This window comes from Actinomadura sp. ATCC 39365 (assembly GCF_054392275.1).
Genome location: NZ_CP184335.1, coordinates 9,681,824 through 9,704,838, shown reverse-complemented (window position 1 = coordinate 9,704,838; position 23,015 = coordinate 9,681,824). Strand labels below are relative to the sequence as shown.

Genomic DNA, 23,015 nt, shown 5'->3' with positions numbered 1-23,015 from the left:
GGATACCGTGAAATCATGCCCATGTCCCGCCGAGCCTTCCTCGGGCTCGCCGCGCTCGCGGCCGGCTGCTCCACGGCCAGGCCCGCCGAGCTGCGGCTGGTCACCGGGCTGGCGGGCGGCCCGTACGGCGTGCTCGGTCAGCGGCTGGCGGGCGAGCTGCGGCACGACGGGCTGACCGTGCGGGTGGTGGAGACCGCGGCCAGCGTCCAGAACCTCACCATGATGGCCGGCGGCCGGGCCGACGTCGGGTTCGCGCTGGCCGACAGCGCCGACGACGCGGTCAGGGTGCGCCACCAGCCGGTCTCCGCGCTGGCCCGGATGTACATGAACTACGTGCATCTGGTCGTCCGCGAGGGCGCGCGCATCACCGGCGTCGGCGACCTGGCGGGACGTCCGGTGTCGATCGGGGTCGAGGGGTCGGGCACGGCGGTGACCGCGACGCGCGTGTTGTCGGCCGCCGGGCTGCGCACGCCGCCGCGGATCACCAGGCTCGGCCTCGACGCCTCCGTCACCGAGCTGCGCGCCGGCCGCATCGAGGCGTTCTTCTGGTCGGGCGGCGTGCCGACGCCCGCGCTCGCCGCGCTCGACGACATCGCGCTGGTGCCGCTGGAGTCGCTGGTGCCGGTGCTGCGCCGCCGCTACGGGCCGGTCTACGAGCACGCCGCCGTGCCGGCCGGCGCGTACGGGCCGGCCAGGCAGGTGCCGACCGTGGGCACGCCGAGCTACCTGATGTGCCGTACGACGCTCCCCGACGACCTGGCCTTCACCGTCACCGAGACGCTCTTCCGCGCCCGCGACCGCCTCCAGGCCCCCTCGGCCCCCGGCGGCCGCCTCGACAGGCGTTACGCCATCGGCACCGGCGTCGTGCCCCTGCACCCGGGCGCGGCCCGCTACTACCGCTCGGTCTACGGCTGAGCCAGGGCCAGCTCGACCACCAGCCCGTGCGGCACGGCGGGCAGCAGCCGCAGGGTGGCCCCGCACGCCTTGGCCAGCTCGGCGGCGATGGCCAGGCCGAGCCCGCTGCCCGGCACGTTCGCGTGCGCCCCCGACCGCCAGAACCGCCCCAGCGCCTCGGCCCGCTCCTCCGCGCCCAGCCCCGGCCCGTCGTCGGCGACGCGCAGCACCTCGCCGTCGAGCGTGACCGTCACCGTGCCGCCCTCGGGGACGAACTTCTGGGCGTTGTCCAGGGCGATGTCGGCGATCCTGGCCGCCGCCTCCGGCACCACCGCGCCCGCGGGGACGTCGGCCACCAGGCACACGCCCTTGGCCGCGTAGACCTCGCGCCACACCGCCAGCCGCTCGCCGAGCACGACCTCCTTGCCCGCCAGACCCGCGCCCGCCTCCACCTTGGCCAGCGCCAGCAGGTCCTCCACCAGCAACGCCAGCCGGTCGAGCTCGGACATCGCCTCGGCGTACTCGGCCGTGCCCTCCTCGCGCAGGTGCGGCTCCAGGTTCTCCAGCCGCAGCCCGAGCACGGTCAGCGGGGTGCGCAGCTCGTGCGAGGCGTCGGCCACGAACGCGCGTTGCCGTTCCATCGCGGCCGAGACCGCGTCGGCCATCGCGTTGAAGCGCTCCTCCAGCCGCCGCAGCTCCGACGGGCCCGCCCCGGGATGCGCCCGCGCGTCGAGCTGACCCTGCGCGATGGCCCGCGTGGTGCGGTCGAGCTCGGTCACCGGCCGCAGGATCCAGCGGGCCAGCCGCCGGGCCGCCAGCGCCGACCAGGCCAGCGCGACCAGCGCCCCCGCCGCCAGCGCGCCCCAGACCAGGGACACGTCCAGCCGGGCCTGCCCGGTCGGGGCCTCCAGCAGCACCACGCCAGACAGCTGCGCGTCACGCCCGGCGGGCTCGGCCAGCAGCACCGTGGCCGGGCCGAACGGGCTGACCGTGGGCAGGTCCTCGGTCGTGCGGCCGGACAGCGCGAGCCGGGTCGCCTCCCGGTCGTCGGCCTCGAACCGGCCGGCCGAGACCAGGATCGAGCCGTCGCGGTCGCGCACCCGGACGGCCGCGCCGTACAGGTCGGCGTAGCGGGAGACCTCGGTGATCAGGCCCGTACGGTCGTCGTCGCGGGCCGCGGCGTCGGCCAGCTCGGCGAAGCGGGTGGCGTCGGCACGCCGGTCGAGCAGCAGGCGGTTGGTCCGGTGGGAGGCGTAGGCCAGGCCGAGCGGCACCGCCAGCGCCGCGATCAGGAAGACGATCAGCGTGGTGAACGTGACCACCAGACGCGCGTTCATCCCGCCGGACCCAGCCGGTAGCCGGTGCCGCGCAACGTCTCCACCAGCCCGGGACGCCCGGTCTTGGACCGCAGCCCCGCCACGTGCACGTCGAGCGACCGGGACGCCGACAGCAGCGGATCGCCCCAGACCTCGTCGAGGATCTCCTCCCGGCTGCGCACCACGCCCGGCTCGCGGGCCAGCAGTGCCAGCACGTCGAACTCGCGCCTGGTCAGCGCCACCGGCTGCCCGGCCACCGTGACCTGCCTGCACTCCAGGTCGATGCGCACGTCGCCGACGCACACCACGTGGTCGCGCACCGGCATCGGACGCGTGCCGCGCCGCAGCACCGCCTCCATGCGGGCCATCAGCTCGACCGTGCGGAACGGCTTGACCAGGTAGTCGTCGGCCCCCGAGCGCAGGCCGCGCAGCACCTCGCGCTCCTGCGTGCGCGCGGTGACCACGATGAGCGGCACCGCCGAGACGCGGCGCAGCCGGCGCAGCACGTCGAGCCCGTCCATGTCGGGCAGGCCCAGGTCGAGCAGCACGAAGTCGACGCCCCCCGCCAGGCGGAGGGCGTCGACGGCCAGGCCGGCGCGGGTGACCGAATGGCCGTGCCGGGCCAGCGCCGTGGTGAGCGCGGAGGCGAGGCGATCGTCGTCCTCGACCAGGAGAACCCGCATGGTGCCAGGTTAGACGCGGGCGGTGACCGGATCCGACGGCTCGGCGCCCTCGCTGCGGGACAGCGCCGCGTCGCGGGTCTCGCGCATGGTCAGGTAGACGACCAGGGAGACGGCGGCGCAGGCGGAGACGTACCAGAAGAAGCCGGACTCGATGCCCTTGTCCTTGAACCACAGGGCGACGTACTCGGCGGTGCCGCCGAACAGGGCGTTCGCGATCGCGTACGGCAGCGCCACCCCCAGCGCGCGCACGTGCGTCGGGAACAGCTCGGCCTTCACCACGGCGTTGATCGAGGTGTAGCCGGTGACGATCACCAGGCCGGCGAGCGACAGGACGAGCGCGCCCCCGAAGCCGCTCGCCCCGCCCAGCGCGGTCATCAACGGCACCGTCCCCAGCATCGACCCGATCCCGAACGTGATCAGCAGCGGCCTGCGCCCGATGCGGTCCGACAGCGCCCCGGCCAGCGGCTGCAGGCACATGAAGATGAACAGCGCGCAGAAGCTGACCAGCGTGGCCGTCTCCTTCGCCAGGCCCGCGGTGTTCGACAGGTACTTGGTGAGGTACGTCGTGTAGGTGTAGTACGCGACCGTGCCGCCCATGGTCAGGGCGATGACCAGCAGCGCCTCCTTCTTGTGCGCGAGGAGCTGCCTGATGGTGCCCTTGTCCCGGCGCTCCTCTTCCTCCTCGCCGTACGCCTCGGTCTCCAGCAGGCTGCGGCGCAGGTAGAACACGACGGCGGCGGCCAGGGCGCCGACCACGAACGGCACGCGCCAGCCGTAGGAGTTCAGGGCCTCCTTCGACATCGTGTTCTGCAGGATGATCTGCAGGCCGAGGCCGACGAGCTGGCCGGCGGTCATGGAGACGTACTGGAAGCTGGAGGCGAAGCCGCGCCGGCCGCGCGGGGTGGCCTCGGTCAGGTACGTGGCGCTGGCGGCGTACTCGCCGCCGACCGACAGGCCCTGGAGCAGCCGCGCGACCACCAGGACCAGCGCGCCGGCGTAACCGACCGACTCGTACGTCGGGGCGACGGCGATCAGCAGCGCGCTGGCCGACATCAGCGTGACGGTGAGCGTGAGCGCCGCCTTGCGGCCCCGGCGGTCGGCGTAGCGGCCGAGCAGCCAGCCGCCGAGCGGGCGCATGAAGAAGCCGACGGCGAAGATGGCCGCGGTGTTGAGCAGCTTGGCCGTGTCGTCCCCGTCAGGGAAGAACGAAGCGGCGAAGTACACGGCGAAGCTGCTGTAGACGAACCAGTCGTACCACTCGACCAGATTGCCGACGGAACCGCCGATCACTGCCTTCCACGGCACGCGCGCTTTGTTCATGTAGGACCTCCTGGGGGGAGTGGGTGCAGGCCAGAGCCTCTCCCCAGAAGGTTGTTCGGACAAGGTGCGGCGGCTCAGATCTAACGTGCGCTTAACATCGGGTTCTCCTCAGCGCAACGGGGGCCGGGCGTTCCTCGCGCGTTCGAGCGCCAGGTCGGCCCACCACTCGCCGCTCTCCGGCGCCACCACGCCGCGCTCGGGGTCCTTGTCGCCGTCCGTGCCGCGCCGGCACCGTCCGCCGGAGCTGCCGGCCCGGGTGATCCACAGGAAGGCGTCCGCCAGCTCGTCGCCCGTGTCGGTCGTGGGCCGCTCGCCGACGCCACGGCCCGGTGGGTTGCACCAGGTCTGCGGGTCCTTGTACTTCTTCGTCGGCGACCACGAGCCCTGGCCGTTCCTGGCCGTGTCCACCACGAAGTGCGGCAGGTCGCCGCCGGGGTCGGCGTCCTTCGGGCAGGTGGTGCCGCCGGTTTTGCGCATGACGGCGATGCAGGCCGACAGCGACTTGCCGTACTCGACGGCCCTGGGGGTGCGCTGGAAGGAGGCGGTGTTGACGAAGAACCCGTCGGCCTGGTCGATGCCCGCGCCGATCAGGCGCTGGGCCATGACCTCGGTGCCGGGGTAGAGGTCCTGGCTGCCGTCGAGGTAGACGGCCGTGCCGGCGTGCCCGGTCCTGAGCGACCGCACGGCCTCGCGCAGGTCGCGGTAGCGCTGCTCGGCCGTGCCGGCAGACGTGCAGTCCTTGGTGCCGGGGAGGTTGACCAGGCTGGACGGCTCCAGGATGATCACGGCCTTGCGGTCCCCGATCTGGTGGGCGACGCCCTTGACCCACTCCTGGTAGACCTTCATCTCGCCGGCGCCCGTGGCGGCGCAGTCGCCGCCGCCCGGCATGTAGTTGATCAGGAACACGGGCACGCCGCCCGCCTCCTGCGCGGCGGTCACGGCGGTCTCGACCGTGGCCCTGACCTCGGGCTGGTTCAGGCGGATGGCGTGGGGGACGGCGGCCAGCCGGTCCATGAGCGCGGCGTCGGCCGGGCGGTCCTTCCGCCAGACGGCGGCCTGGCGGGCGGCGGCCTTCTCCTTCTCGGAGTAGAAGGTGACGCCGTTCTCGCGCAGCGGGTTGCGGGCTGTCGAGGTGGTGGCCGGTGTCGTGGTGGTGGCCGTGCGGCTGCTCGCGGGGGTGTCGTCGTGGGGCCACAGCAGGACCGTGGTGACGCCGGCGGCCGCCACCACGACGGCCGCGGCCGTGGCCAGCAGCCTCGTCCGCCGCTTCCCCGCCGTCGTCTCCTCGGAGGGTGAAGGGGGGAGGGTGTCCGGCGATCCGGTGGGGGGTGGTGGTGTGGCGTTCGGGCGCCGCTTCTCCGCCGTCGTCTCTTCGGGGGGTGAAGGGGGGAGGGTGTCCGGCGGCCCGGCGGGAGGTCGTGTGGCGGCGGCTGAGGGGGTGGCGGTGCTGAGGTGGTCGATCAGGTCCTGGGCGGTGGGGCGGGCGGCCGGGCTCTTGGACAGGGACGCCGTCACCAGGTCCAGCAGCGGCCCCGACAACCCCCGCAGCTCGGGAGCCTCGTTGACGATGCGTAACAGGATCGTCGGCACCGACCCCGACCCGAACGGCGGCCGCCCCCCGGCGGCGAAGGCGACCGTGCAGCCCCACGAGAAGATGTCCGAGGCCGGCCCGACCCGCGACCCCGCCACCTGCTCGGGCGACATGTACGACGGCGTCCCCACGATCGCGCTGCTCATCTCCGACTCCGCCAGCCGCGCGATGCCGAAGTCGATGACCTTGGGCCCCACCTGGGACAGCAGCACGTTCGACGGTTTGAGGTCACGGTGCACGACCCCGGCCCCGTGGATGGCCCGCAATGCCATCGCCATGGCCGCGGCCAGCCCGTCGAGCGCGGAGCCCTTCAGCGGCCCGGAGTCGCGCACCGCGTCGTCCAGGCTGGGGCCCTCGACGTACTCGGTGACCAGGTACGCCACGTCCGCGTGCACGTCGGCGTCGAGCACCGGGGCGGTGCAGAAGCGGGCGACCCGCCGGGCCGCGGCCACCTCGCGGGCGAACCTGCGCCGGAAGTCGGGGTCGGCGTCCATCCTGGCGTGGATGAGCTTGACGGCCACCCGCGTGCCGCCGGGGTCCTCGCCCAGGTAGACGACGCCCATGCCGCCCTCGCCCAGCCGGCCCAGGAGGGCGTAGCGCCCCACCTGCCGTGGATCCGCGTCCCTCAACGCCTCCAACGTCATGACGTGTCAGGTTAGCCGGGGAAAGGTCAGACCGTCAGCCGCCACTCGTCCCATTCGTCGAGCAGCTCGAACCCCATGGCCTCGTTGATGGCCAGCATGTGGGCGTTGGACGTGGCGTTCCAGGTGATGATCCGCTCCAGGTGCGGCTCGCGCTCGCGCAGCCACAGCAGGTTGGAGAGCTTGAGCAGCAGGCCCAGGCGATGGCCGCGGTGCTCGCGCAGGACGGTGGTGTCGGCCTGGTGGCCCCAGCCGTCGGAGCGGTCGGCGGTGAGGTAGATCCGGGTGTAGCCGGCGGGCGCGCCGTCGGAGTCGCGCCTGGCGATCATCGTGTAACAGGTCTCGCCGCCGAGCGTGACGCGCTCCTCGCGCAGGCGCAGGCGGTCGAGGCTGAAGGTCATGTCCTCGACGTCGGCGTCGCGCGGGGCGTCGTTCATGCCGCCCATCAGCGTGGCGAGGTCGGCCAGCAGCTCAGGACCGGCCGGGCCGGCGAACCGCTCGATGGTGTAGCCGGGCACCTCGGGCAGCATGCCGCGCAGCGCGGCCCAGTCGGCCGTGCGCAGGTCGAGCGTGCGGCGGGCCTCCTGGAGGGCGACCGTCATGCCGTGGGCACGGGCGAAGCGGGCGCCGACGCCGGTGGTGGGGGTCTCGGTGAGCAGCAGGGTGCGGCCGTGGGCGCGCATCCGGCCGAGGGCGTGCTCGAACAGCTCGCCGCCGAGGCCGCGGCCGCGCAGCTCGGGCCGGACCACGAGCGGGAAGAGCCAGCCCATGTGCCGGTTGTCGTACTGGTGCAGCGCCAGGGAGTAGCCGCCGGCGACCTTGCCGCCGTCGGTCGTCACCCAGGTCTCGACCTGGTCGCCGGGGCCGCCCAGGCGGGCGATGACGGACAGGCGGGCGAGTGACAACTTGGGGCCGGGCTCGTGCGCGTGGGCGGCCAGGTAGGCGTCGTGCAGGCCCGTCATCAGCTCGCCCGGCCGGTCGAAGTCGATTGGCTGGATGTGCATCCGTCCAGCCAATCGCATCGGCGGCGCCCCCTGCCAGCTGTTTTACCGTCGGTGGGGTGCTACTGCCGGTAGTTCTCCACCTCGCCGGCCGGGCGGACGGCCGCGCCGTCGGGGTCCTCGCCCGCGCCGCGCCTGGCCCGGCGCTGGCGGAGCAGGTCCCAGCACTGGTCGAGCGCCACCTCCAGCTGCTTGACCCGCGCGTGCTCCTCGTCGGAGGTGACCTCGCCCGCCGACAGCCTGCCGCGCAGCTCGTGCTCCTCGGCGACCAGAGCGCTGATCCTGGTGAGAATCTCGTCGTCCCGCATGCCCAAGACTCTAACGACTGCGTGATAGAACACGCCCTATGTCTGGTATCGCGCTGGTAAGGAAGCCCGGACCCCGGATCGCCGAGGGCATCGTCACGCACATCGAGCGTGCGCCCGTGGATCACGAACGTGCACGTCACCAGCATGACGCCTACGTCGCGGCGCTGGCCGCGGCCGGTTGGCGGCCGGTCTACGCCGAGGACGCCGACCACCTGCCCGACGCGCCCTTCGTGGAGGACGCCGTGGTGGTGTCGGGGCGGCTGGCCGTGCTCACCCGGCCGGGCGCGCCGGAGCGGCGTCCGGAGGTGGAGTCCGTGGAGCGGGCCGTACGGGAGCTCGGTCTGAAGGCGGTCAGGATCGCCCGCCCCGGCACCCTGGACGGCGGCGACGTGCTCCAGGTCGGCCCCACCGTGTACGTCGGCAGGTCGGCCCGCACCGACGACGAGGGCGTCACCCAGCTCGCCGCCCTGCTGCCCGAGCGGCAGGTCGTGCCCGTGGACCTGCGCGGCGTGCTGCACCTGAAGTCGGCGGTGACCGCCCTGCCCGACGGGACACTCATCGGCGATCCCGGTCGCGTCGAGCTGCCGGGCCTGCTGGAACCGCCGGAGGAGCCGGGCGCGCACGTGGTGCCGCTGGGCGGTGACCGGGTGCTGCTGGCCGCCTCGGCCCCGAGGACCGCGGCGATGCTGGAGAAGCGCGGGCTCGTCGTGACGAGGGTGGACATCTCGGAGTTCGAGCGGCTGGAGGGTTGCGTCACCTGCCTGAGCGTGCTCATCCCGGACTAGCGATGGCCGCAGCCGGAATTTCACGGCCCTGACCAGGTGTTTCACCATCGGTGGACCGATCGGCTCTCATGATATGAGATCAAGGGCAGCGAATCCCGAGACGTCTGGTAGCGTGCTTGGCATGCTGCGCGGGCTGCTTCTTAGCTGCCGCGGCGAGGGCCTGTAAGGCCGGCTCCCTCGTCGCGGAGCCAGTCATGCGCGTCGGCCGCTTTCGACTCGACCGACGAGGAGCAGCAGACATGAACGCCCAGCAGCCCAGTCCCATGCCGGCCCATCGTTATCAGCCGTTCGAACCGATCAGGCTGACCGATCGCACCTGGCCCGACCAGGTCATCACCAAGGCGCCCCGATGGTGCGCGGTCGATCTGCGCGACGGCAACCAGGCCCTGATCGACCCGATGGACTCCCACCGCAAGCTCCAGATGTTCGAGCTGCTGGTACGCATGGGCTACAAGGAGATCGAGGTGGGCTTCCCGGCCGCCTCCCAGACCGACTTCGACTTCGTCCGGCAGATCATCGACGAGGGCCGCATCCCCGACGACGTCGTCATCCAGGTGCTGACCCAGGCCAGGCCCGAGCTGATCGAGCGCACCTTCGAGGCGATCGAGGGCGCCAAGCAGGCCATCGTCCACCTGTACAACTCGACCTCCACCCTCCAGCGCCGCGTCGTGTTCGGCCAGGACAAGGAGGGCGTCACCGCCATCGCCGTCGAGGGCGCCAAGCTGGTCAGGAAGCTGGCCGAGGCCACCGACGTCGACGTGTTCTTCCAGTACTCGCCCGAGTCGTTCACCGGCACCGAGCTGGAGTACGCCGTCGAGGTGTGCGACGCCGTCAACGAGGTGTGGCAGCCCACCCCCGACCGCAAGGTCATCATCAACCTGCCCGCCACGGTCGAGATGGCCACGCCCAACGTCTACGCCGACCAGATCGAGTGGATGCACCGCAACCTGCGCCACCGCGACTCGATCGTGCTGTCGCTGCACCCGCACAACGACCGGGGCAGCGCCGTGGCCGCCGCCGAGCTGGGCTACATGGCCGGCGCCGACCGCATCGAGGGCTGCCTGTTCGGCAACGGCGAGCGCACCGGCAACGTGTGCCTGGTCACCCTGGGCATGAACCTGTTCTCGCAGGGCGTCGACCCCGAGATCGACTTCAGTGACATCGACGAGATCCGCCGCGTCACCGAGTACTGCAACCAGCTGCCGGTGCACCCGCGCCACCCGTGGGGCGGCGAGCTGGTCTACACCGCCTTCTCCGGCTCGCACCAAGATGCCATCAAGAAGGGCTTCGAGCACCTGGAGCGCGACGCCGCGGCGGCCGGCACGCCGGTGGCCGAGTTCACCTGGGCGGTGCCCTACCTGCCGATCGACCCCAAGGACATCGGCCGCACCTACGAGGCCGTCATCCGGGTCAACAGCCAGTCGGGCAAGGGCGGCGTGGCCTACATCATGAAGGCCGACCACCAGCTCGACCTGCCGCGCCGGCTGCAGATCGAGTTCTCCAAGGTCGTGCAGGCCCGCACCGACGAAGGCGGCGGCGAGATCAGCCCCACCGCCATGTACGAGATCTTCCGCGACGAATACCTGCCCAACCCCGCCAACCGCTGGGGCCGGCTGAGCCTCATGGCCCACCGCCACGAGTCGACCGTCGACGACAAAGACCGCATCGGCGCCGACGTGCGCCTCGACGGTGAGATCCGGGAGATCGCGGGCGTGGGCAACGGCCCGATCTCGGCCTTCATCGACGCCATCGCCGGCGTCGGCATCAAGGTGCGGGTCCTCGACTACGTCGAGCACGCGATGAGCGCGGGCAGCGACGCCAAGGCCGCCTCCTACCTGGAGTGCGAGGTCGACGGGCAGGTGCTGTGGGGTGTGGGCATCGACGCCAACACCACCACGGCCTCGCTCAAGGCCATCATCTCGGCGGTCAACCGCGCCGCGCGCTGACGTCCTCGCGGAAAGGGGCAGGAGTGCCGGGCACTCCTGCCCCTTTCGCCTTGCCGGGACGTTCCGATCACGCGGCGAGGCCGAGCGCCGCGGCGGCCAGCCGCAGCGCGTGGTCGAAGGCCGCCCGCCGGCTGTCGATCGTGTTGTTGAACTGGCCGAACACCTCGAAGCTGACCCAGCCGTAGAGCGTCGACCAGGACGCCATGGCCCGCCACACCACGTCGTCGGGCACGCCGGGCATCAGGGCGCGGATGTTCTCGGCGTCCGCGGCCACCTCGGCGGGCGGCTCGGGAGCGGCCGGCGGGTGCAGCTCGCCCGCGTCCCAGGCGTCGGCGACGAGCGCGCCGAGCACGGTGACGTCGCGCAGCCGGGCCGCGACGGTGTCCTGCGGCGCCTGGTAGCCGGGCACGGGCGAGCCGTAGAGCAGGGCGTACTCGTGGGGGTGGGTCACCGCCCAGTCGCGTACGGCGTGGCCGGCGGCCAGCCAGCGGTCGAGGTGGGCCGTGCGCGGGCAGGCGGCCTCGGCCTGCTCGACGGCCTCGCCCAGCGCGTTGTAGCCGTCGATGATCAGCGCGGTCAGCAGGTCGTCGCGGCTCGGGAAGTAGCGGTAGATGGCCGAGGAGACCATGCCCATCTCCCGCGCCACGGCCCGCAGCGACAGGCCGCCCGCGCCGTCGGTGGCCAGTTGGCGGCGGGCGATGTCGGTGATCTCCCTGGTGAGCTCGGCTCTCACGCGCTCTCGCGCGGTTCGGCTGGCTGTCATGGACAGCAGGCTACCAGAGCACTGGCAAAAAACGAGAGCACCGCTCTTGACGAATGCCGCTCTTTTGAGAGAGCATTGCTCTCGTAAGCGAACAGCGCACCCCCTCAGGAGATCCCCATGCTCGCCCTCGCCAAGAACGCCAACGCCGCCCTGATGTTCTTCCTGGAGCTCGGCGTGCTGGGCGCGGTGGCCTACTGGGGCTTCACGCTCAGCCCGAACTGGGTGATCAAGCTCCTGGCGGGGCTGGGCGGCCCGGCGCTGTTCATCGCCGTGTGGGCGCTGTTCGGCGCGGGTGGCGGCGCGAACGCCACGATCCCGCTCACCGGCCTGGCCCGCGTCGCGCTGGAGATCGTCTGGTTCGGCGGCGGCGCGCTCGCCCTCTACGCCGCTGGCCGGGCCACCCCGGCGATCGTCTTCGCCGCCGTCTTCGTCGTCAACGCGCTGCTGCGCGTCATCTGGAAGCAGGTCTGATCATGGGTAAGCACGTCGTCGTGGGGTCCGGCCAGGTCGGCACGCACCTGGCCGCCAAGCTCGCCGCGCAGGGGCACGAGGTCGTCGTCGTGACCCGCTCGGGCCGCGGGCCGGAGGGCACGGTCAGGGTGGCCGCCGACGTGGCCGACCAGGCCCGGCTGTCCGAGCTGGCCAAGGGGGCCGACGTCCTCTACAACTGCGTCAACCCGGCCTACCACCGCTGGCTGACCGACTGGCCGCCGATGGCCGCCTCGTTCCTGGCCGCCGCGGAGTCGAGCGGGGCCGTGCTCGCCATCCTGGGCAACCTCTACCCGTACGGGCCCGTCTCCGGACCGATGACCGAGGACCTGCCGCTGGCCTCCACCACCCCCAAGGCCCGGGTGCGGGCGAAGATCTGGCACGACGCGCTGGCCGCCCACCGCGAAGGACGCGTCAGGGTGACCGAGGTGCGCGGCTCGGACTTCTTCGGCCCCGGCGCCACCGACCAGTCCCACCTGGGCACCCGCTTCATCCCCGCGCTCAGGGCCGGCCGGACGATCCGGCTGGTCTTCCCCGCCGACGTCCCGCACAGCTGGACCTACCTGCCGGACGTGGCCGACGCCCTGATCACCGCCGGCGCCGACGAGCGGGCCTGGGGCCGCCCCTGGCACGTGCCCACGAACGACCCGATGACCTTCCGCGAGGTCGGCGCCCGGATGGCCGCCCTGCTGGACCTGCCGGAGCCTGCGATGACCACGCTGCCGTGGCCGCTGCTGCGGACGGCCGGGCTGTTCTCGCCCACGATCGGCGAGCTGCGGCACGTGCGCTACCAGTTCACCGCGCCCTACGTGCTCGACTCCTCGGCGTTTCAGCAGGTCTTCGGCGTCGCGCCTACGCCGGTGGAGGCCGCGCTGAAGGCTACGCTCGACGGATGAAGATAGCCATGATCGGCCTGGGCGACATCGCGGAGAAGGCGTACCTGCCCGTGCTCGCCGCCCAGTCCCTCGACCTCCACCTGTGCACCCGCAACACCGCGCGGCTCGACCGGCTCGGTGACGCCTACCGCGTCGCCGACCGGTCCACCAGCGTCGACGAGGTGATCAAGGCGGGGGTCGACGCCGCGTTCGTGCACGCCGCGACCGAGGCGCACCCGGAGATCGTCGAGCCGCTGCTCAGCGCCGGGATCCACGTCTACGTCGACAAGCCGATCGCCTACAGCCTGGCCGAGTCCGAGCGCCTGGTGCGCCTGGCCGAGTCCGAGGGCAGGTCGCTGATGGTCGGGTTCAACCGCCGCCACGCCCCCGGCTACGCAGGGCTCATGGCCCTTCCCCGTCATCTCGTGCTGCTGGAGAAGAATCGCGACAACTACCCCGACGCGCCCCGGCGGGCCATCTTCGAGGACTTCATCCACGTCGTGGACACGCTCAGGTTCCTCGCCCCCGGCCCGGTCACCGAGACCAGGATCCGCACCCGCGTCCGCCGCGACCTGCTCGAGCACATCGTCCTCGAGCTGTCGGGCGCCGGGTTCACCGCGATCGGGGTCATGAACCGGGTCAGCGGCGCCGCCGAGGAGACCTGCGAGGTCATGGGCGACGGCATCAAGCGGCGCGTGGTCAACCTCGGCGACGTCCTCGACTACGAGGGCGGCGAGACGCTCACCAGGCGGCCCGACTGGGTGCCGGTCGCCCGGCAGCGCGGCATCGAGCAGATCTGCCAGGAGTTCCTGCTCGCGGTCCGCGAGGGCCGGGTGATCAGCGCCGACGACGCCCTGATCACCCACGCCATCTGCGAAGAGGCCGTCAGCCAGGCTTCCTGACCCGCATCGACTCGTCGGCCCTGGCGAACATGCGGTCGAACGTCGTCCCGCCCAGCCGGGCGAGCACCGTGTAGCCGTCGGTGTCGCTCAGCGGGCTGGAGGAGGAGACCACGCCCGCCACCGAGTCGCCGTACAGCACCGGGCCGCCGCTCCCTCCGGCGGCGGCATGGCAGTTGCGGGTGACCATCAGCCCGGGGCCCACCGTCGAGCCCTCGACCGCGTCGCCCAGGCACCGGTACATCTGCGTACCGGGGTAGCGTTTGCCCGCCGGGTAGCCGAGCAGTTCGAGCCCGCGCAGCTCGGCGCCGCGGCTCGTGCGCAGGGGCGGCAGGCCCTGGCCGACCACGTCCTCCAGCGGGCGCCTGCCCTTGACGACCCCGACCAGGCCGACGTCGTACGGCAGCACGTCGGGGGAGTCGGGGTTCGCCCGCCAGCGGTCCGGCGCCCACGTGCGCACCGCGGACCAGACGCCGTGCCGCGGGTTGCCCCTGTCGAACCCGGGCATGAACACCAGCCGCTTGAGCGGCCGGCCGTCGTGGTAGAGGCAGTGCGCGGCCGTCAGCACCAGGCTGCGGCTGCGCGAGCCGATGATCGCGCCGCCGCACCACACGTCGGTGCGGGTGACGGGATCATGGCCGAGCAGCACCCCGGTCAGCCGCCGCGCCCCCGTGTAGGGGCGCGGGACCGGCGCGTAGCCCAGGCGGTCGCCGTCCGGGGTCAGCACCTGGGGGACGGGGACGCTGCGCTGCGCGACATCGGTGACGCCAGCCGGATCGAGCAGGACCAGAGACAGTACCAACCTGAGCACTTTCCCACTCTACGGGGAAGATGATCAATGCTCTGACCTGCGACACCAAGGTTTACCTAAGTGGGGGATTGTCATGCGTCGTACTGGGCGCCCAGGGCGCGCAGGCGGGCGTGGGCGTCCTCGTACACCGAGGGGGCGCCCAGGTAGGTCTTGGGCAGCTTGGCGACCATGGTGTAGTTGGTGTCGCACACGTTCCCGACCGGCGCCTGGCCGGCCTGGCTGACGAGCTGGTACGCGTCCAGCGTGTCGAGCCCGGTCAGCTCCGACGTCCAGGTCACCAGGTCGTGCTGGCTGATGCGGTAGGCGTCCTCCAGGGGCCTGGCCGAGCCGGTGGACATCAGGTGCAGGTCGTCCTCCAGCCGGGGCCACGGCGTGGCCACGCCCTTGATCAGCTCGACCGCGACCACGGTGTTCATGGCCGCCTCGACGGCCGTGCCGCAGACCTCGCCGTGCCCCTGCAGGCCGTGGCCGTCGCCGATCGAGAACAGCCCGCCCTCGACGTTGACGCCCAGGTAGACGGTGACGCCGGCGCGCAGTTCGGGGGTGTCCATGTTGCCGCCGTGCGCGTCGGGGGTGATGGTCATGCGGGCCTCGTTCGCGCCCGGGGCCACGCCCACCGTGCCGTGCATCGGGTCGAGCGGCAGCGCGACGCTGAAGTCGCTGTTGCGCGCGTGGTAGACGGCCACGCCCTTGTCCACGTCGATGTCGTAGCGCCAGACCCGCTCCTCCAGCGGCGGCTGGAGCGTCGCCGTGGTGTGGGTGCCGGTCAGCGCGCCGAAGTGCGGGAACGTGGTGGAGACCGCCCAGTCGCGGGCCGGGGTGATCTTGACGAAGTGCAGCGCCAGCGTGTCGCCCGGCTCGGCCCCCTCCACGTGGAAGGGACCGGTCACCGGGTTCAGGTACGGGAACTCGCAGACCTGCGACGGCAGGTCCGCCACGGTCCGCACCCGGCCGCCGAAGCAGTCCTCGGTGTACAGCTCCAGCACCGTCCCGGGCCGCACCCTGCCCAGGGCGGCACGGCCGCCGAAGGTGTAGCTGAGCTCCTCCGGCGAGGGGTGGTAGGAGACGACGTTCACTTGACCTCCGAAGGGAGAACGGGCCTGCGGCCGATCAGATAGCTGACGCCGAGGACGACGAGACCGACCGCCAGCCAGATCAGGCCGACCGTCTGGGTCACCAGCTTGGTGTTGTACACCACGGCGGCCAGGACGAGGAAGCCTATCGCCGGCGCGATCAGATGGGCCCACACGTTCCGGCTGCGCCTGCGGAACCGGTAGTGGACGACGACGGCCACGTGCAGGATCAGGAAGGCGGTCATCGCGCCGAAGTTCACGAGCTGGCTGAGCAGCGCGATGCCGTCCTCACGGCTGTTCATGTAGAGGCCGATGCCCAGCGACAGCACGGCGACCGCCAGCGTGGCGTTGACCGGCACCTGGTGCTTGGGGTGCACCTTGGCCAGGAACGAGGGGAGCATGCGGTCGCGGGCCATCGCGAACAGCAGCCGCGAGGTGGCCGCCTGGGCGACCAGCGAGTTGGCGAAGCCCCACGCGATCGCGGTGGCGACCGCGGTCAGCACGCTCAGCCAGTGGCCGCCGGCGAACTCCGCCATGCGGTAGAAGGCGTCGCCGGCGGGGTCGCCCTCGGCGATCAGCTGGGCGCGGTCCGGCATGAGCAGCGCCGCGACCCATGTCTGCGCCACGAACAGCACCGCGGCCAGCCCGAGCGCGGCCACCATCGAACGGCCGAGCCGCCTGCCGTCCTCCTTGTTCTCCTCGGCCAGCGTGGAGATGCCGTCGAAGCCGAGGAAGGACAGCACCGCCGTGGCCGCCGCGCCGAACACCAGCGTCCAGCTGAACGCGGAGGACTCGAAGATCGGGGTGAACGCGCCCGCCTGGGCCTTGCCCTGCGCCAGGGCGATGCCGCCGACCACCAGGAAGATCGCCAGCACGGCCAGCTCGGCGACCAGCATCACCCGCGTGATGCGCGCGGTCATCTGGATGCCCATGTAGTTGACCGCGGTGTTGAGCAGCACGAAGATGACCAGCCAGCCCCACACCGGGATCCCGGGCACGAACGAGTTCATGGCCAGGCTGGCGATGAGGTAGAGCAGCGACGGCACCAGGATGTAGTCGAGCAGGATCGCCCATCCGGCGATGAACCCGACCGGCGCCGAGATGCCGCGCCCGGCGTAGGTGTAGACGGAGCCGGCCATGGGGAACGCCTGGGCCATCTGCGAGTACGACAGCGCCGTGAACGCCATGGCGACCAGGCCGATGATGTAGGCCAGCGCGACCATGCCGCCGGACGACTGGAACACGCCGCCGAAGATGCCGAACGGTGCGATCGGCACCATGAAGATCAGGCCATAGATCATCAGGTCGGCGAAGCCCAGAGAGCGTTTGAGCTCTTGGCGGTAGCCGAACTGCTCAACGGTGCTCATAGTGCGCGGCTCCTTGTTGAGGTTGGGGGGCGATTGGCACCCTAGAGCCAAAGCTTTCTAGTGAAAAGGTTTCTCAAGCAAGAAATCCAGGCCGTCCGCCCTGCCGAGGTGCACCGTGCGCCGTACCTGCCGGTTCAGCAGCGTGAGCGGGCCGCGCGCGCTGATGATCGTGGTGCCGTCGGCGACCGCGTCGAGGGCGGGCACGGCCAGGCTGCCCGCCCGTCCGGACAGGGCGGCGAGCATCGCGACGGCCTCGTAGCAGCCCTGGCCGTGGGCGTTGAGCATGGGGGCGTGCGGGCCGAAGCGTTTGGCGTAGCGCTCGGCGAAGTGCAGGCTGGCCTCGGTCGGCAGGTCGCGGAAGTAGCCCATCGACGCGTAGAGCTCGCCGGTGCCGTCGCCGCCGATGCCGAGCAGGCCGTGCTCCTCCAGCGCCCCGCACAGCCGGGCCGCGCCGAGGCCGGCGGCCGCGTAGGCGCGGTTGAAGGCGACCAGGTCGCTGCCGATCAGCGTGAGCAGGATCGCGTCGGGGCGGGCGTCGGCGATCCGGCCGAGCCAGGAGGCCGCCTCGCCGTAGCGGACGAACGCCTCGCCGACGACGGTCGCGCCGCGCGCGCGCAACCGGCGCCGGGCGCCCGCGTGCACCAGGCGCGGCCAGACGTAGTCGTTGCCCAACAGGTACCAGCGGCGTGCCCGGTGGACGCTGACCAGCCATTCGATGCCCGGTTCGAGCTGCCTGCCGGGGGTCTCGCCGAGGAAGTAGACGCCCGGCGCGTGCCCCCGCCCTCGTACGGCGGCGCGTACACGAACGGGACCCGCCCGCCGATCGCCGCGACCACGTCGATCCGCACGTCGCTCGCGTGCGTGCCCACCACCGCCTCGACCGTGCCGGACGCGACCAGCCCGGCCACCTCGGCCGCCACCTCGCGCCCCGGCCGCCCGCCGTCGACCAGCACCAGCTCGACCTGCCTGCCGAGCACGCCGCCCCGGGCGTTGACCTCCTCGGCGGCCAGCACCGCGCAGTTGATCGCGCACGGCCCCACCAGCCCGAGCACCCCCGACACGGGCACGACCAGGCCGATCCGGACCGCGTCCGAGGGGATGAGCCGGGCCTCGAAAGGATCGACGATCGCCGCCACGCCGACGAGTATCCTCCGAACTAGCTCTCCGGTGAAAGGACCTGATCTCTCATGGCTAAATCCGGGCTGGGGTCCTCACTCGCGTACGTGCTCAGCCGCGCCGAACGCGACGTCACGCGCGGTCTGGCGGCGACCCTGGCCGGCGAGGACGTCACCGTCGAGCAGTGGCGCATCCTGCGCGCGCTGGCCGACGGGCGCGGCCACTCGATGGGGGAGCTGGCCGAGGCGGTGCTCATGCCGCACCCGACGCTCACCAAGGCGGTCGACCGGCTGATCGACCGGGCGCTGGTCCACCGGGGCGCGTCGGCGGGCGACCGGCGGCGGGTGGCGGTGTTCCTGGCCGACCGGGGGCGCGACCTGCTGGCCCGCGTGGACGGCGCGGTGGCCGAGCACCACCGGGCCATCGCCGCCGCGTTCGGCCAGGAGCGCACCGAGCGGCTGATGCGCGAGCTGGAAGACCTGGCGGCGGCCCTCGACCGGGCCTCGGCGCAGGCGCCGGGCCCCGTCAGTCCAGCCAGTACGTGTCGTGGCGGATGAAGAACTCGGCCTTCTCCTCCTCGCTCTTGCCGGCCAGGTCGAGCAGCCCCTCGAAGTAGCCCTCGCGCGGGGCGCCGGGGGCGAAGTGCAGCAGCATGGTCGCGGGCTCGCCCGACTCGTTGCGGAAGGCGTGCACGCCGCCCTCGGGCACGTGCACCCAGTCGCCGGGGCGGGTGTCGATCCAGCGGCTGCCGTCGTAGATCCGCACCGATCCGTCGAGGACGTAGAACGACTCGGAGATCGACTTGTGGAAGTGGGGGCTCGGGCCGGACGGCTCGGGCCCCATCACCCAGCGGTAGAGCCCGAACTGACCGTTGGTGGTGGCCCCAGTGGCCAGGTAGTGGACGGTGTTGCCGCTCGGGTAGGTCAGCTCGGGGGCGTGCTCGTAGGGGCGGTACGTGGCGGACAGTTCGCCTTTGTCGCCCGAATAGCGTGGTTCCGGATAGGTCATGAGGCCATCCTGCCCGACCAGCCCGCGATCAGCTCCGGCGGTTCTTCCCGTCGTGGCCGGACCACAGCAGCAACGCCAGGCCCACGACCGCGAGCCCCAGGTAGGCCGCCAGCGGCAGCTCCACGAACCGCCCCACGAACCCCCACTCCGTGTCGAACCAGACGCGCCCGGCGAACCCGCCGAGCCCTTGGATGATGGCGATGACCCCGATGAAACCCCTCATGACCCCGACCGTCGCAGAACGGGACCCGCCCCGGCATCCGACCTTGGGCGGGTCACGTGCGACCAAAGTAGGTCAGGGGTAGAGGCCCCGCATGCTGTGGGCCTCGGCGACCCGGCCCACGCCGATCACGTGCGCCGCCTCCCGCAGCGTCAGCCCGCGCTCGGCGGACATCGACTTGACCTCGGCGAAGGCGCCCTCCATCAGGTCGCGCAGCTTCACCTCGACCTCGCGGGAGCTCCAGGAGAAGGCCTGCATGTTCTGCACCCACTCCAGGTAGGACACGATCACCCCGCCCGCGTTGGCGAGGATGTCCGGCACGACGGTGGTGCCGTTCGCGGCCAGGATCTCGTCGGCCTCCGGCGTGGTGGGGCCGTTGGCGCCCTCCACGATCAGCCGGGCGCGCACGCGGGGCGCGTTCGCCTCGGTGATCACGCCTTCGAGCGCGGCCGGGACGAGCACGTCCACGTCCAGCTCGAACAGGTCGTCGTGGGCCATCGCGTCGGCGTGCGGGTAGCCGGCCACGCCGCCGGTCTCGGCCACCCAGGCGCGCACGCGGGCGACGTCGAGGCCGCCGGGCGCGTGGACCGCGCCGGTGACGTCGGAGACGGCCACCACCTTGCAGCCCTCGTCGGACAGGTACTGCGCGGCCAGCGCGCCCACCTTGCCGAAGCCCTGCACGGCGACCGTGACGCCTTCAGGCGAGCGCCCGAGCGCGGCCAGGGCCGCGATCTGCACGCCGCGCGAGGTCGAGCCGGTGCGGCCGAGCGAGCCGCCGAGCGTCATCGGCTTGCCGGTGACCACGCCGGGCACCGAGTAGCCGGCGTTGACGCTGTAGGTGTCCATGATCCAGGCCATGGTCTGCTCGTCGGTGCCGACGTCGGGGGCCGGGATGTCCTTCTCCGGGCCGATCAGCGGCAGGATCTCGTTGACGTAGCGGCGGGTGAGCCGTTCGAGCTCGATGGTGGTCAGCGCGCCCGGGTCCACGGCCACGCCGCCCTTGGCGCCGCCGTACGGGATGCCGACCAGTGCGCACTTCCACGTCATCCACATCGCCAGGGCGGTGACCTCGTGGATGTCGGTGCTGGGATGAAAGCGGATGCCGCCCTTGGCGGGGCCGCGCGAGACGTTGTGCTGGACGCGGTAGCCCTGGACGACGTCCATGCGTCCGTCCTCGCGGCGCACCGGGACCGAGACGGTCAGCGAGCGGCGGGGCGTGGCCAGCATCGTGCGGAGGCCGTCGTCGAGCCCGAGGTGGGCGGCGGCCTGGTTGAGTTGGTGAAGAGCGGAGTCGAGCGCCTGTTGACCAGGTGTGATCAGCGCCGGCGTCTTTGACGGCACCATGATGCTCATGGTCGAGTTTCCTCCTGTATGCGCGCCCATTTTGTGGGAGAAGGCGCCGTTGCCTTCCCTCTTGGGCGTGTTGTCTCGATCATCCTAGGCCGGGCAGTTTGACCTTGCCTAGGTTATGAAGGGATATCCAAGCCGTTGATCAACGTGCCGGGAACGTGCCACTCTGGCAGGCTGTCGAGCGAGAGTGTGCCGAATCGTCGAAAACCGGAGGGTTGGATGCCCGCACTCGTGGTTGGGCCGATGTTGCGTCACGTCGACTCGGTCAGTGCCTCGATCTGGGTGGAGACCAGCGAGCCCTGCACGGTCACCGTCGAGACGGCAGGCGGGGCTTATCGGTCGCCCACCTTCACCGTGCACGGTCACCACTACGCGATCGTGGATCTCGTTGAGCTGTCCCAGGATATCGCCTCCTATTCCGTCAGCCTCGACGGGGACCAGGTCTGGCCCCTGGCGGGTCGCCCGGCCAGCCGGGTGCGGCTGCTGCCCGCCGAAGGGCCCCGCAGGCTGGCGTTCGGGTCGTGCCGCACGAGCGTGCCGCACGACTCGGCCCACGTGCGCACCCACGGCGACGACGTGCTGCGCGCCTACGGCGTGAGCCTCATGCGCGCCGACGAGGAGGAGTGGCCCGACCTGCTGCTGCTCCTCGGCGACCAGGTCTACGCCGACAGCCCCTCGCCCCAGATGCTCGACTACATCCACGCGCGCAGGACCACCGAGCCACAGGGCGAGATCGCCGACTACGAGGAGTACGCCGAGCTCTACCGCCAGGCATGGACCGACCCCGAGATCCGCTGGCTGCTGTCCACCGTGCCCACCGCCATGATCTTCGACGACCACGACCTGCGCGACGACTGGAACACCTCCCAGCCCTGGCGGGAGAAGATGGCCCTGACGAGCTGGTGGCCGCGCCGCGTGGTCGCCGGGCTCGGGGCCTACTTCGTCTACCAGCACCTCGGCAACCTGACCCCGGCCGAGCGCGCGGCCGACCCGCTGGTGCGCGAGCTCACCGAGGGCGGCGGCGACGGCGGCCCGGCCCTCGACGCCTTCGCCGCCAAGGCCGACGCCGAGCCGAGCAGCAACCGCTGGAGCTACACCCGCGACCTCGGGCACACCCGGCTCATCATGATCGACACCCGGTGCGCCAGGCAGCTCACCCCCGGCGACCGGCGCATGCTCGACCCCGAGGAGTGGGCCTGGCTCCAGGAGCAGGCCGCCGCCCCCGCCGAGCGGCTGGTCATCGGCTCCTCGATCCCGTTCCTGCTGCCCGAGGGCGTGCACGGCGTCCAGAACTGGAACGAGGCGCTGTGCGACGGCAAGTGGGGCCGTACGGTGCAGCGGTGGTCGGAGCAGCTCCGCCAGGCCGTCGACCTGGAGCACTGGGCGGCCTTCCGCCGCTCGTTCGAGGACCTGGGCAGGCTGCTGGTCCGGCTCGGCAAGCCGGCGGTGATCCTGTCCGGCGACGTCCACTACTCCTATCTGGCCAAGGCCTCGGCCGGGCAGATCTACCAGGTCGTCTGCTCGCCGATCCGCAACCCGCTCAGCCGGCTGCTGCGCTGGGCCAACGTGCTCACCCAGTTCGGGCTGGCGACGCTGGTGGGCAGCCTGCTGGCGCGGCTGGCCGGCATCCCGCGGCCGCCGTTCCGCTGGCGGGTGACCAAGGGCCCGCTGTTCCAGAACGCCCTGGCCACGCTGACCTTCCCCGACACGATCACCTGGTACGAGTCGGTGGGCGACGGTGTCAGACCGATCGACTCGGCCCGGCTGGCGTAGAAATGACCCATGAATGACGACCAGTACTCCAGGGCCGTGCCGTTCTACGACCTGTGGCACGAGGACGGGCACGTCCCCGAGATCCGCGAGTCGCTGCCGCCCCTGCTGAAGGGGGTGCGGCGCGGCGTCATGGAGATCGGCGCGGGCACCGGCCTGATCACCGAGCTGATCGTGCGTGAGACGCCGGGCGAGGTGTTCGCCGTCGAGCCGGCGCTCGCCATGCGGTCGGTGCTGCTGTCGCGGCTGGCCGCCAGCGAGGAGGCCCGGCGCCGGGTCACCGTGCTGGCCTGCGGGGCGCTCGACGTCGACGTCGACGAGCCGGTCGAGACCGTCGTGATGATCTCGGTGCTGCAGGCGTTCCCGGCCGGGCGGCGGGAGGAGCTGTGGCGGGTGCTGGCCAGGCAGCTCGAACCGGGCGGGCTGCTGCTGTTCAACTGGCGCGAGCGGCCCGCGCCCACGCCCGGCGAGCTGGAGCTCATGGGGTCCTACCAGGTCGGGCGGCACGCCTACGAGGTCTGGGGCCAGGTGCTCGACGTCCGCGGCGAGACCGTGCGCTCCCGCTTCCTCTACCGGGTCAGGCAGCGCGGCGTGGTGATCGGCGAGGACGAGGTGACCAGCGAGGCCCACCGGCCCGGCGGCGACCGGCTCGCCGCGGAGCTGACGGCGGCCGGGTTCACCAGGGACGAGGCCCCCGACGGCCTGTCCGCCTGGCGAAAGGCGGCATAACCCGAAATAGGTGGAACCGGGCTTCCGGGTGCGGCCAACAACAGGGTGACCGCATGAGAG

At 72.0% G+C, this 23,015-nt stretch carries 22 protein-coding genes and 1 pseudogene; 9 read left to right on the top strand and 14 right to left on the bottom strand.

Going from position 1 to position 23,015, the window contains the following annotated elements; genetic code table 11:
- Positions 1-15: 15 nt before the first annotated feature.
- Complete coding sequence (locus tag ACNF49_RS46425; RefSeq protein ID WP_482941713.1) at positions 16-915, top strand: TAXI family TRAP transporter solute-binding subunit; 900 nt, start codon at positions 16-18, stop codon at positions 913-915.
- Here the strand turns inward: ACNF49_RS46425 and ACNF49_RS46420 are convergent.
- The 6 genes from ACNF49_RS46420 to ACNF49_RS46395 form a co-directional block, all read right to left on the bottom strand.
- On the bottom strand, positions 906-2,231 hold the full coding sequence (locus ACNF49_RS46420) for a sensor histidine kinase (protein ID WP_357979313.1): 1,326 nt from the start codon (positions 2,229-2,231) through the stop codon (positions 906-908). The genes ACNF49_RS46425 and ACNF49_RS46420 overlap by 10 nt on opposite strands.
- A complete protein-coding gene (locus ACNF49_RS46415) occupies positions 2,228-2,893 on the bottom strand; it encodes a response regulator transcription factor (protein WP_357979315.1) in 666 nt (221 codons plus the stop codon). The genes ACNF49_RS46420 and ACNF49_RS46415 overlap by 4 nt, the downstream gene beginning before the upstream one ends.
- A gap of 9 nt (positions 2,894-2,902) precedes the next feature.
- Positions 2,903-4,213, bottom strand: a complete 1,311-nt coding sequence (locus ACNF49_RS46410; protein WP_357979317.1) for an MFS transporter — start codon at positions 4,211-4,213, stop codon at positions 2,903-2,905.
- Positions 4,214-4,321: 108 nt separating this feature from the next.
- A complete protein-coding gene (locus ACNF49_RS46405; protein ID WP_482941712.1) occupies positions 4,322-6,448 on the bottom strand; it encodes a glycoside hydrolase family 6 protein in 2,127 nt (708 codons plus the stop codon).
- Positions 6,449-6,474: 26 nt separating this feature from the next.
- Complete coding sequence (locus tag ACNF49_RS46400; RefSeq protein ID WP_482941711.1) at positions 6,475-7,449, bottom strand: GNAT family N-acetyltransferase; 975 nt, start codon at positions 7,447-7,449, stop codon at positions 6,475-6,477.
- 59 nt (positions 7,450-7,508) lie between these two features.
- Entirely contained in the window at positions 7,509-7,754 is a 246-nt protein-coding gene (locus tag ACNF49_RS46395) for a DUF2630 family protein (protein WP_352327988.1), read from the bottom strand.
- Positions 7,755-7,792: 38 nt separating this feature from the next.
- On the opposite strand from ACNF49_RS46395, the gene ddaH reads away from it, so the two are divergent.
- Entirely contained in the window at positions 7,793-8,539 is a 747-nt protein-coding gene (gene ddaH, locus ACNF49_RS46390; RefSeq protein ID WP_357979323.1) for a dimethylargininase, read from the top strand.
- A gap of 239 nt (positions 8,540-8,778) precedes the next feature.
- Positions 8,779-10,485 (top strand): 2-isopropylmalate synthase, encoded by a 1,707-nt coding sequence (gene leuA, locus ACNF49_RS46385; protein ID WP_482941710.1) that lies wholly within the window; start codon positions 8,779-8,781, stop codon positions 10,483-10,485.
- Between the two features lie 67 nt (positions 10,486-10,552).
- On the opposite strand, the gene ACNF49_RS46380 is transcribed toward leuA, so the two are convergent.
- Positions 10,553-11,248, bottom strand: a complete 696-nt coding sequence (locus ACNF49_RS46380; RefSeq protein ID WP_357979327.1) for a TetR/AcrR family transcriptional regulator — start codon at positions 11,246-11,248, stop codon at positions 10,553-10,555.
- A 117-nt stretch (positions 11,249-11,365) separates the two neighbouring features.
- Between ACNF49_RS46380 and ACNF49_RS46375 the strand changes: the two genes are divergently transcribed.
- The 3 genes from ACNF49_RS46375 to ACNF49_RS46365 are packed head-to-tail and all read left to right on the top strand — an operon-like array spanning position 11,366 to position 13,514.
- Positions 11,366-11,719, top strand: a complete 354-nt coding sequence (locus tag ACNF49_RS46375) for a YrdB family protein (protein ID WP_482941709.1) — start codon at positions 11,366-11,368, stop codon at positions 11,717-11,719.
- A 2-nt stretch (positions 11,720-11,721) separates the two neighbouring features.
- Complete coding sequence (locus tag ACNF49_RS46370) at positions 11,722-12,633, top strand: NAD-dependent epimerase/dehydratase family protein (RefSeq protein WP_482941708.1); 912 nt, start codon at positions 11,722-11,724, stop codon at positions 12,631-12,633.
- Complete coding sequence (locus ACNF49_RS46365) at positions 12,630-13,514, top strand: Gfo/Idh/MocA family protein (RefSeq protein ID WP_357979333.1); 885 nt, start codon at positions 12,630-12,632, stop codon at positions 13,512-13,514. Before ACNF49_RS46370 ends, ACNF49_RS46365 begins: the two co-directional genes overlap by 4 nt.
- Here ACNF49_RS46365 and ACNF49_RS46360 read toward each other — a convergent pair.
- The 4 genes and pseudogenes from ACNF49_RS46360 to ACNF49_RS46345 form a co-directional block, all read right to left on the bottom strand.
- The gene (locus ACNF49_RS46360) at positions 13,498-14,322 is read right to left on the bottom strand and encodes a trypsin-like serine peptidase (RefSeq protein ID WP_357979335.1); all 825 of its coding nucleotides are present in this window, start codon (positions 14,320-14,322) and stop codon (positions 13,498-13,500) included. The two genes, ACNF49_RS46365 and ACNF49_RS46360, sit on opposite strands and share 17 nt — an antisense overlap.
- Positions 14,323-14,393: 71 nt before the next feature.
- Positions 14,394-15,398 (bottom strand): acetamidase/formamidase family protein, encoded by a 1,005-nt coding sequence (locus tag ACNF49_RS46355; protein WP_357979337.1) that lies wholly within the window; start codon positions 15,396-15,398, stop codon positions 14,394-14,396.
- Positions 15,395-16,762 (bottom strand): APC family permease, encoded by a 1,368-nt coding sequence (locus ACNF49_RS46350; protein WP_357979339.1) that lies wholly within the window; start codon positions 16,760-16,762, stop codon positions 15,395-15,397. Before ACNF49_RS46350 ends, ACNF49_RS46355 begins: the two co-directional genes overlap by 4 nt.
- Positions 16,763-16,819: 57 nt before the next feature.
- A pseudogene (locus ACNF49_RS46345) lies at positions 16,820-17,802 on the bottom strand (substrate-binding domain-containing protein).
- Positions 17,803-17,949: 147 nt separating this feature from the next.
- Here ACNF49_RS46345 and ACNF49_RS46340 point away from each other — a divergent pair.
- Positions 17,950-18,435: a MarR family winged helix-turn-helix transcriptional regulator gene (locus ACNF49_RS46340; protein ID WP_357979343.1), complete on the top strand. Its 486-nt coding sequence runs from the start codon at positions 17,950-17,952 to the stop codon at positions 18,433-18,435.
- Here ACNF49_RS46340 and ACNF49_RS46335 read toward each other — a convergent pair.
- The 3 genes from ACNF49_RS46335 to ACNF49_RS46325 form a co-directional block, all read right to left on the bottom strand.
- Positions 18,404-18,886, bottom strand: coding sequence for a cupin domain-containing protein (locus ACNF49_RS46335; RefSeq protein ID WP_357979345.1), 483 nt, complete (start codon positions 18,884-18,886; stop codon positions 18,404-18,406). The genes ACNF49_RS46340 and ACNF49_RS46335 overlap by 32 nt on opposite strands.
- A gap of 28 nt (positions 18,887-18,914) precedes the next feature.
- Positions 18,915-19,109, bottom strand: coding sequence for a hypothetical protein (locus tag ACNF49_RS46330; protein ID WP_357979347.1), 195 nt, complete (start codon positions 19,107-19,109; stop codon positions 18,915-18,917).
- A 72-nt stretch (positions 19,110-19,181) separates the two neighbouring features.
- Positions 19,182-20,459: a Glu/Leu/Phe/Val family dehydrogenase gene (locus tag ACNF49_RS46325; protein WP_357979349.1), complete on the bottom strand. Its 1,278-nt coding sequence runs from the start codon at positions 20,457-20,459 to the stop codon at positions 19,182-19,184.
- Positions 20,460-20,675: 216 nt separating this feature from the next.
- Between ACNF49_RS46325 and ACNF49_RS46320 the strand changes: the two genes are divergently transcribed.
- Both ACNF49_RS46320 and ACNF49_RS46315 read left to right on the top strand, forming a co-directional pair.
- On the top strand, positions 20,676-22,229 hold the full coding sequence (locus ACNF49_RS46320; RefSeq protein WP_498703534.1) for an alkaline phosphatase D family protein: 1,554 nt from the start codon (positions 20,676-20,678) through the stop codon (positions 22,227-22,229).
- A 9-nt stretch (positions 22,230-22,238) separates the two neighbouring features.
- Complete coding sequence (locus ACNF49_RS46315) at positions 22,239-22,955, top strand: class I SAM-dependent methyltransferase (protein WP_482941705.1); 717 nt, start codon at positions 22,239-22,241, stop codon at positions 22,953-22,955.
- Positions 22,956-23,015: the final 60 nt, after the last annotated feature.

Bases quoted from the DNA above. Each gene is read 5' to 3' on its own strand.
- ACNF49_RS46425 (WP_482941713.1), top strand. From the start codon at position 16: ATGCCCATGTCCCGCCGAGCCTTCCTCGGGCTCGCCGCGCTCGCGGCC.
- ACNF49_RS46420 (WP_357979313.1), bottom strand. From the start codon at position 2,231: ATGAACGCGCGTCTGGTGGTCACGTTCACCACGCTGATCGTCTTCCTG.
- ACNF49_RS46415 (WP_357979315.1), bottom strand. From the start codon at position 2,893: ATGCGGGTTCTCCTGGTCGAGGACGACGATCGCCTCGCCTCCGCGCTC.
- ACNF49_RS46410 (WP_357979317.1), bottom strand. From the start codon at position 4,213: ATGAACAAAGCGCGCGTGCCGTGGAAGGCAGTGATCGGCGGTTCCGTC.
- ACNF49_RS46405 (WP_482941712.1), bottom strand. From the start codon at position 6,448: ATGACGTTGGAGGCGTTGAGGGACGCGGATCCACGGCAGGTGGGGCGC.
- ACNF49_RS46400 (WP_482941711.1), bottom strand. From the start codon at position 7,449: ATGCACATCCAGCCAATCGACTTCGACCGGCCGGGCGAGCTGATGACG.
- ACNF49_RS46395 (WP_352327988.1), bottom strand. From the start codon at position 7,754: ATGCGGGACGACGAGATTCTCACCAGGATCAGCGCTCTGGTCGCCGAG.
- ddaH (WP_357979323.1), top strand. From the start codon at position 7,793: ATGTCTGGTATCGCGCTGGTAAGGAAGCCCGGACCCCGGATCGCCGAG.
- leuA (WP_482941710.1), top strand. From the start codon at position 8,779: ATGAACGCCCAGCAGCCCAGTCCCATGCCGGCCCATCGTTATCAGCCG.
- ACNF49_RS46380 (WP_357979327.1), bottom strand. From the start codon at position 11,248: ATGACAGCCAGCCGAACCGCGCGAGAGCGCGTGAGAGCCGAGCTCACC.
- ACNF49_RS46375 (WP_482941709.1), top strand. From the start codon at position 11,366: ATGCTCGCCCTCGCCAAGAACGCCAACGCCGCCCTGATGTTCTTCCTG.
- ACNF49_RS46370 (WP_482941708.1), top strand. From the start codon at position 11,722: ATGGGTAAGCACGTCGTCGTGGGGTCCGGCCAGGTCGGCACGCACCTG.
- ACNF49_RS46365 (WP_357979333.1), top strand. From the start codon at position 12,630: ATGAAGATAGCCATGATCGGCCTGGGCGACATCGCGGAGAAGGCGTAC.
- ACNF49_RS46350 (WP_357979339.1), bottom strand. From the start codon at position 16,762: ATGAGCACCGTTGAGCAGTTCGGCTACCGCCAAGAGCTCAAACGCTCT.
- ACNF49_RS46340 (WP_357979343.1), top strand. From the start codon at position 17,950: ATGGCTAAATCCGGGCTGGGGTCCTCACTCGCGTACGTGCTCAGCCGC.
- ACNF49_RS46335 (WP_357979345.1), bottom strand. From the start codon at position 18,886: ATGACCTATCCGGAACCACGCTATTCGGGCGACAAAGGCGAACTGTCC.
- ACNF49_RS46330 (WP_357979347.1), bottom strand. From the start codon at position 19,109: ATGAGGGGTTTCATCGGGGTCATCGCCATCATCCAAGGGCTCGGCGGG.
- ACNF49_RS46325 (WP_357979349.1), bottom strand. From the start codon at position 20,459: ATGAGCATCATGGTGCCGTCAAAGACGCCGGCGCTGATCACACCTGGT.
- ACNF49_RS46320 (WP_498703534.1), top strand. From the start codon at position 20,676: ATGCCCGCACTCGTGGTTGGGCCGATGTTGCGTCACGTCGACTCGGTC.
- ACNF49_RS46315 (WP_482941705.1), top strand. From the start codon at position 22,239: ATGAATGACGACCAGTACTCCAGGGCCGTGCCGTTCTACGACCTGTGG.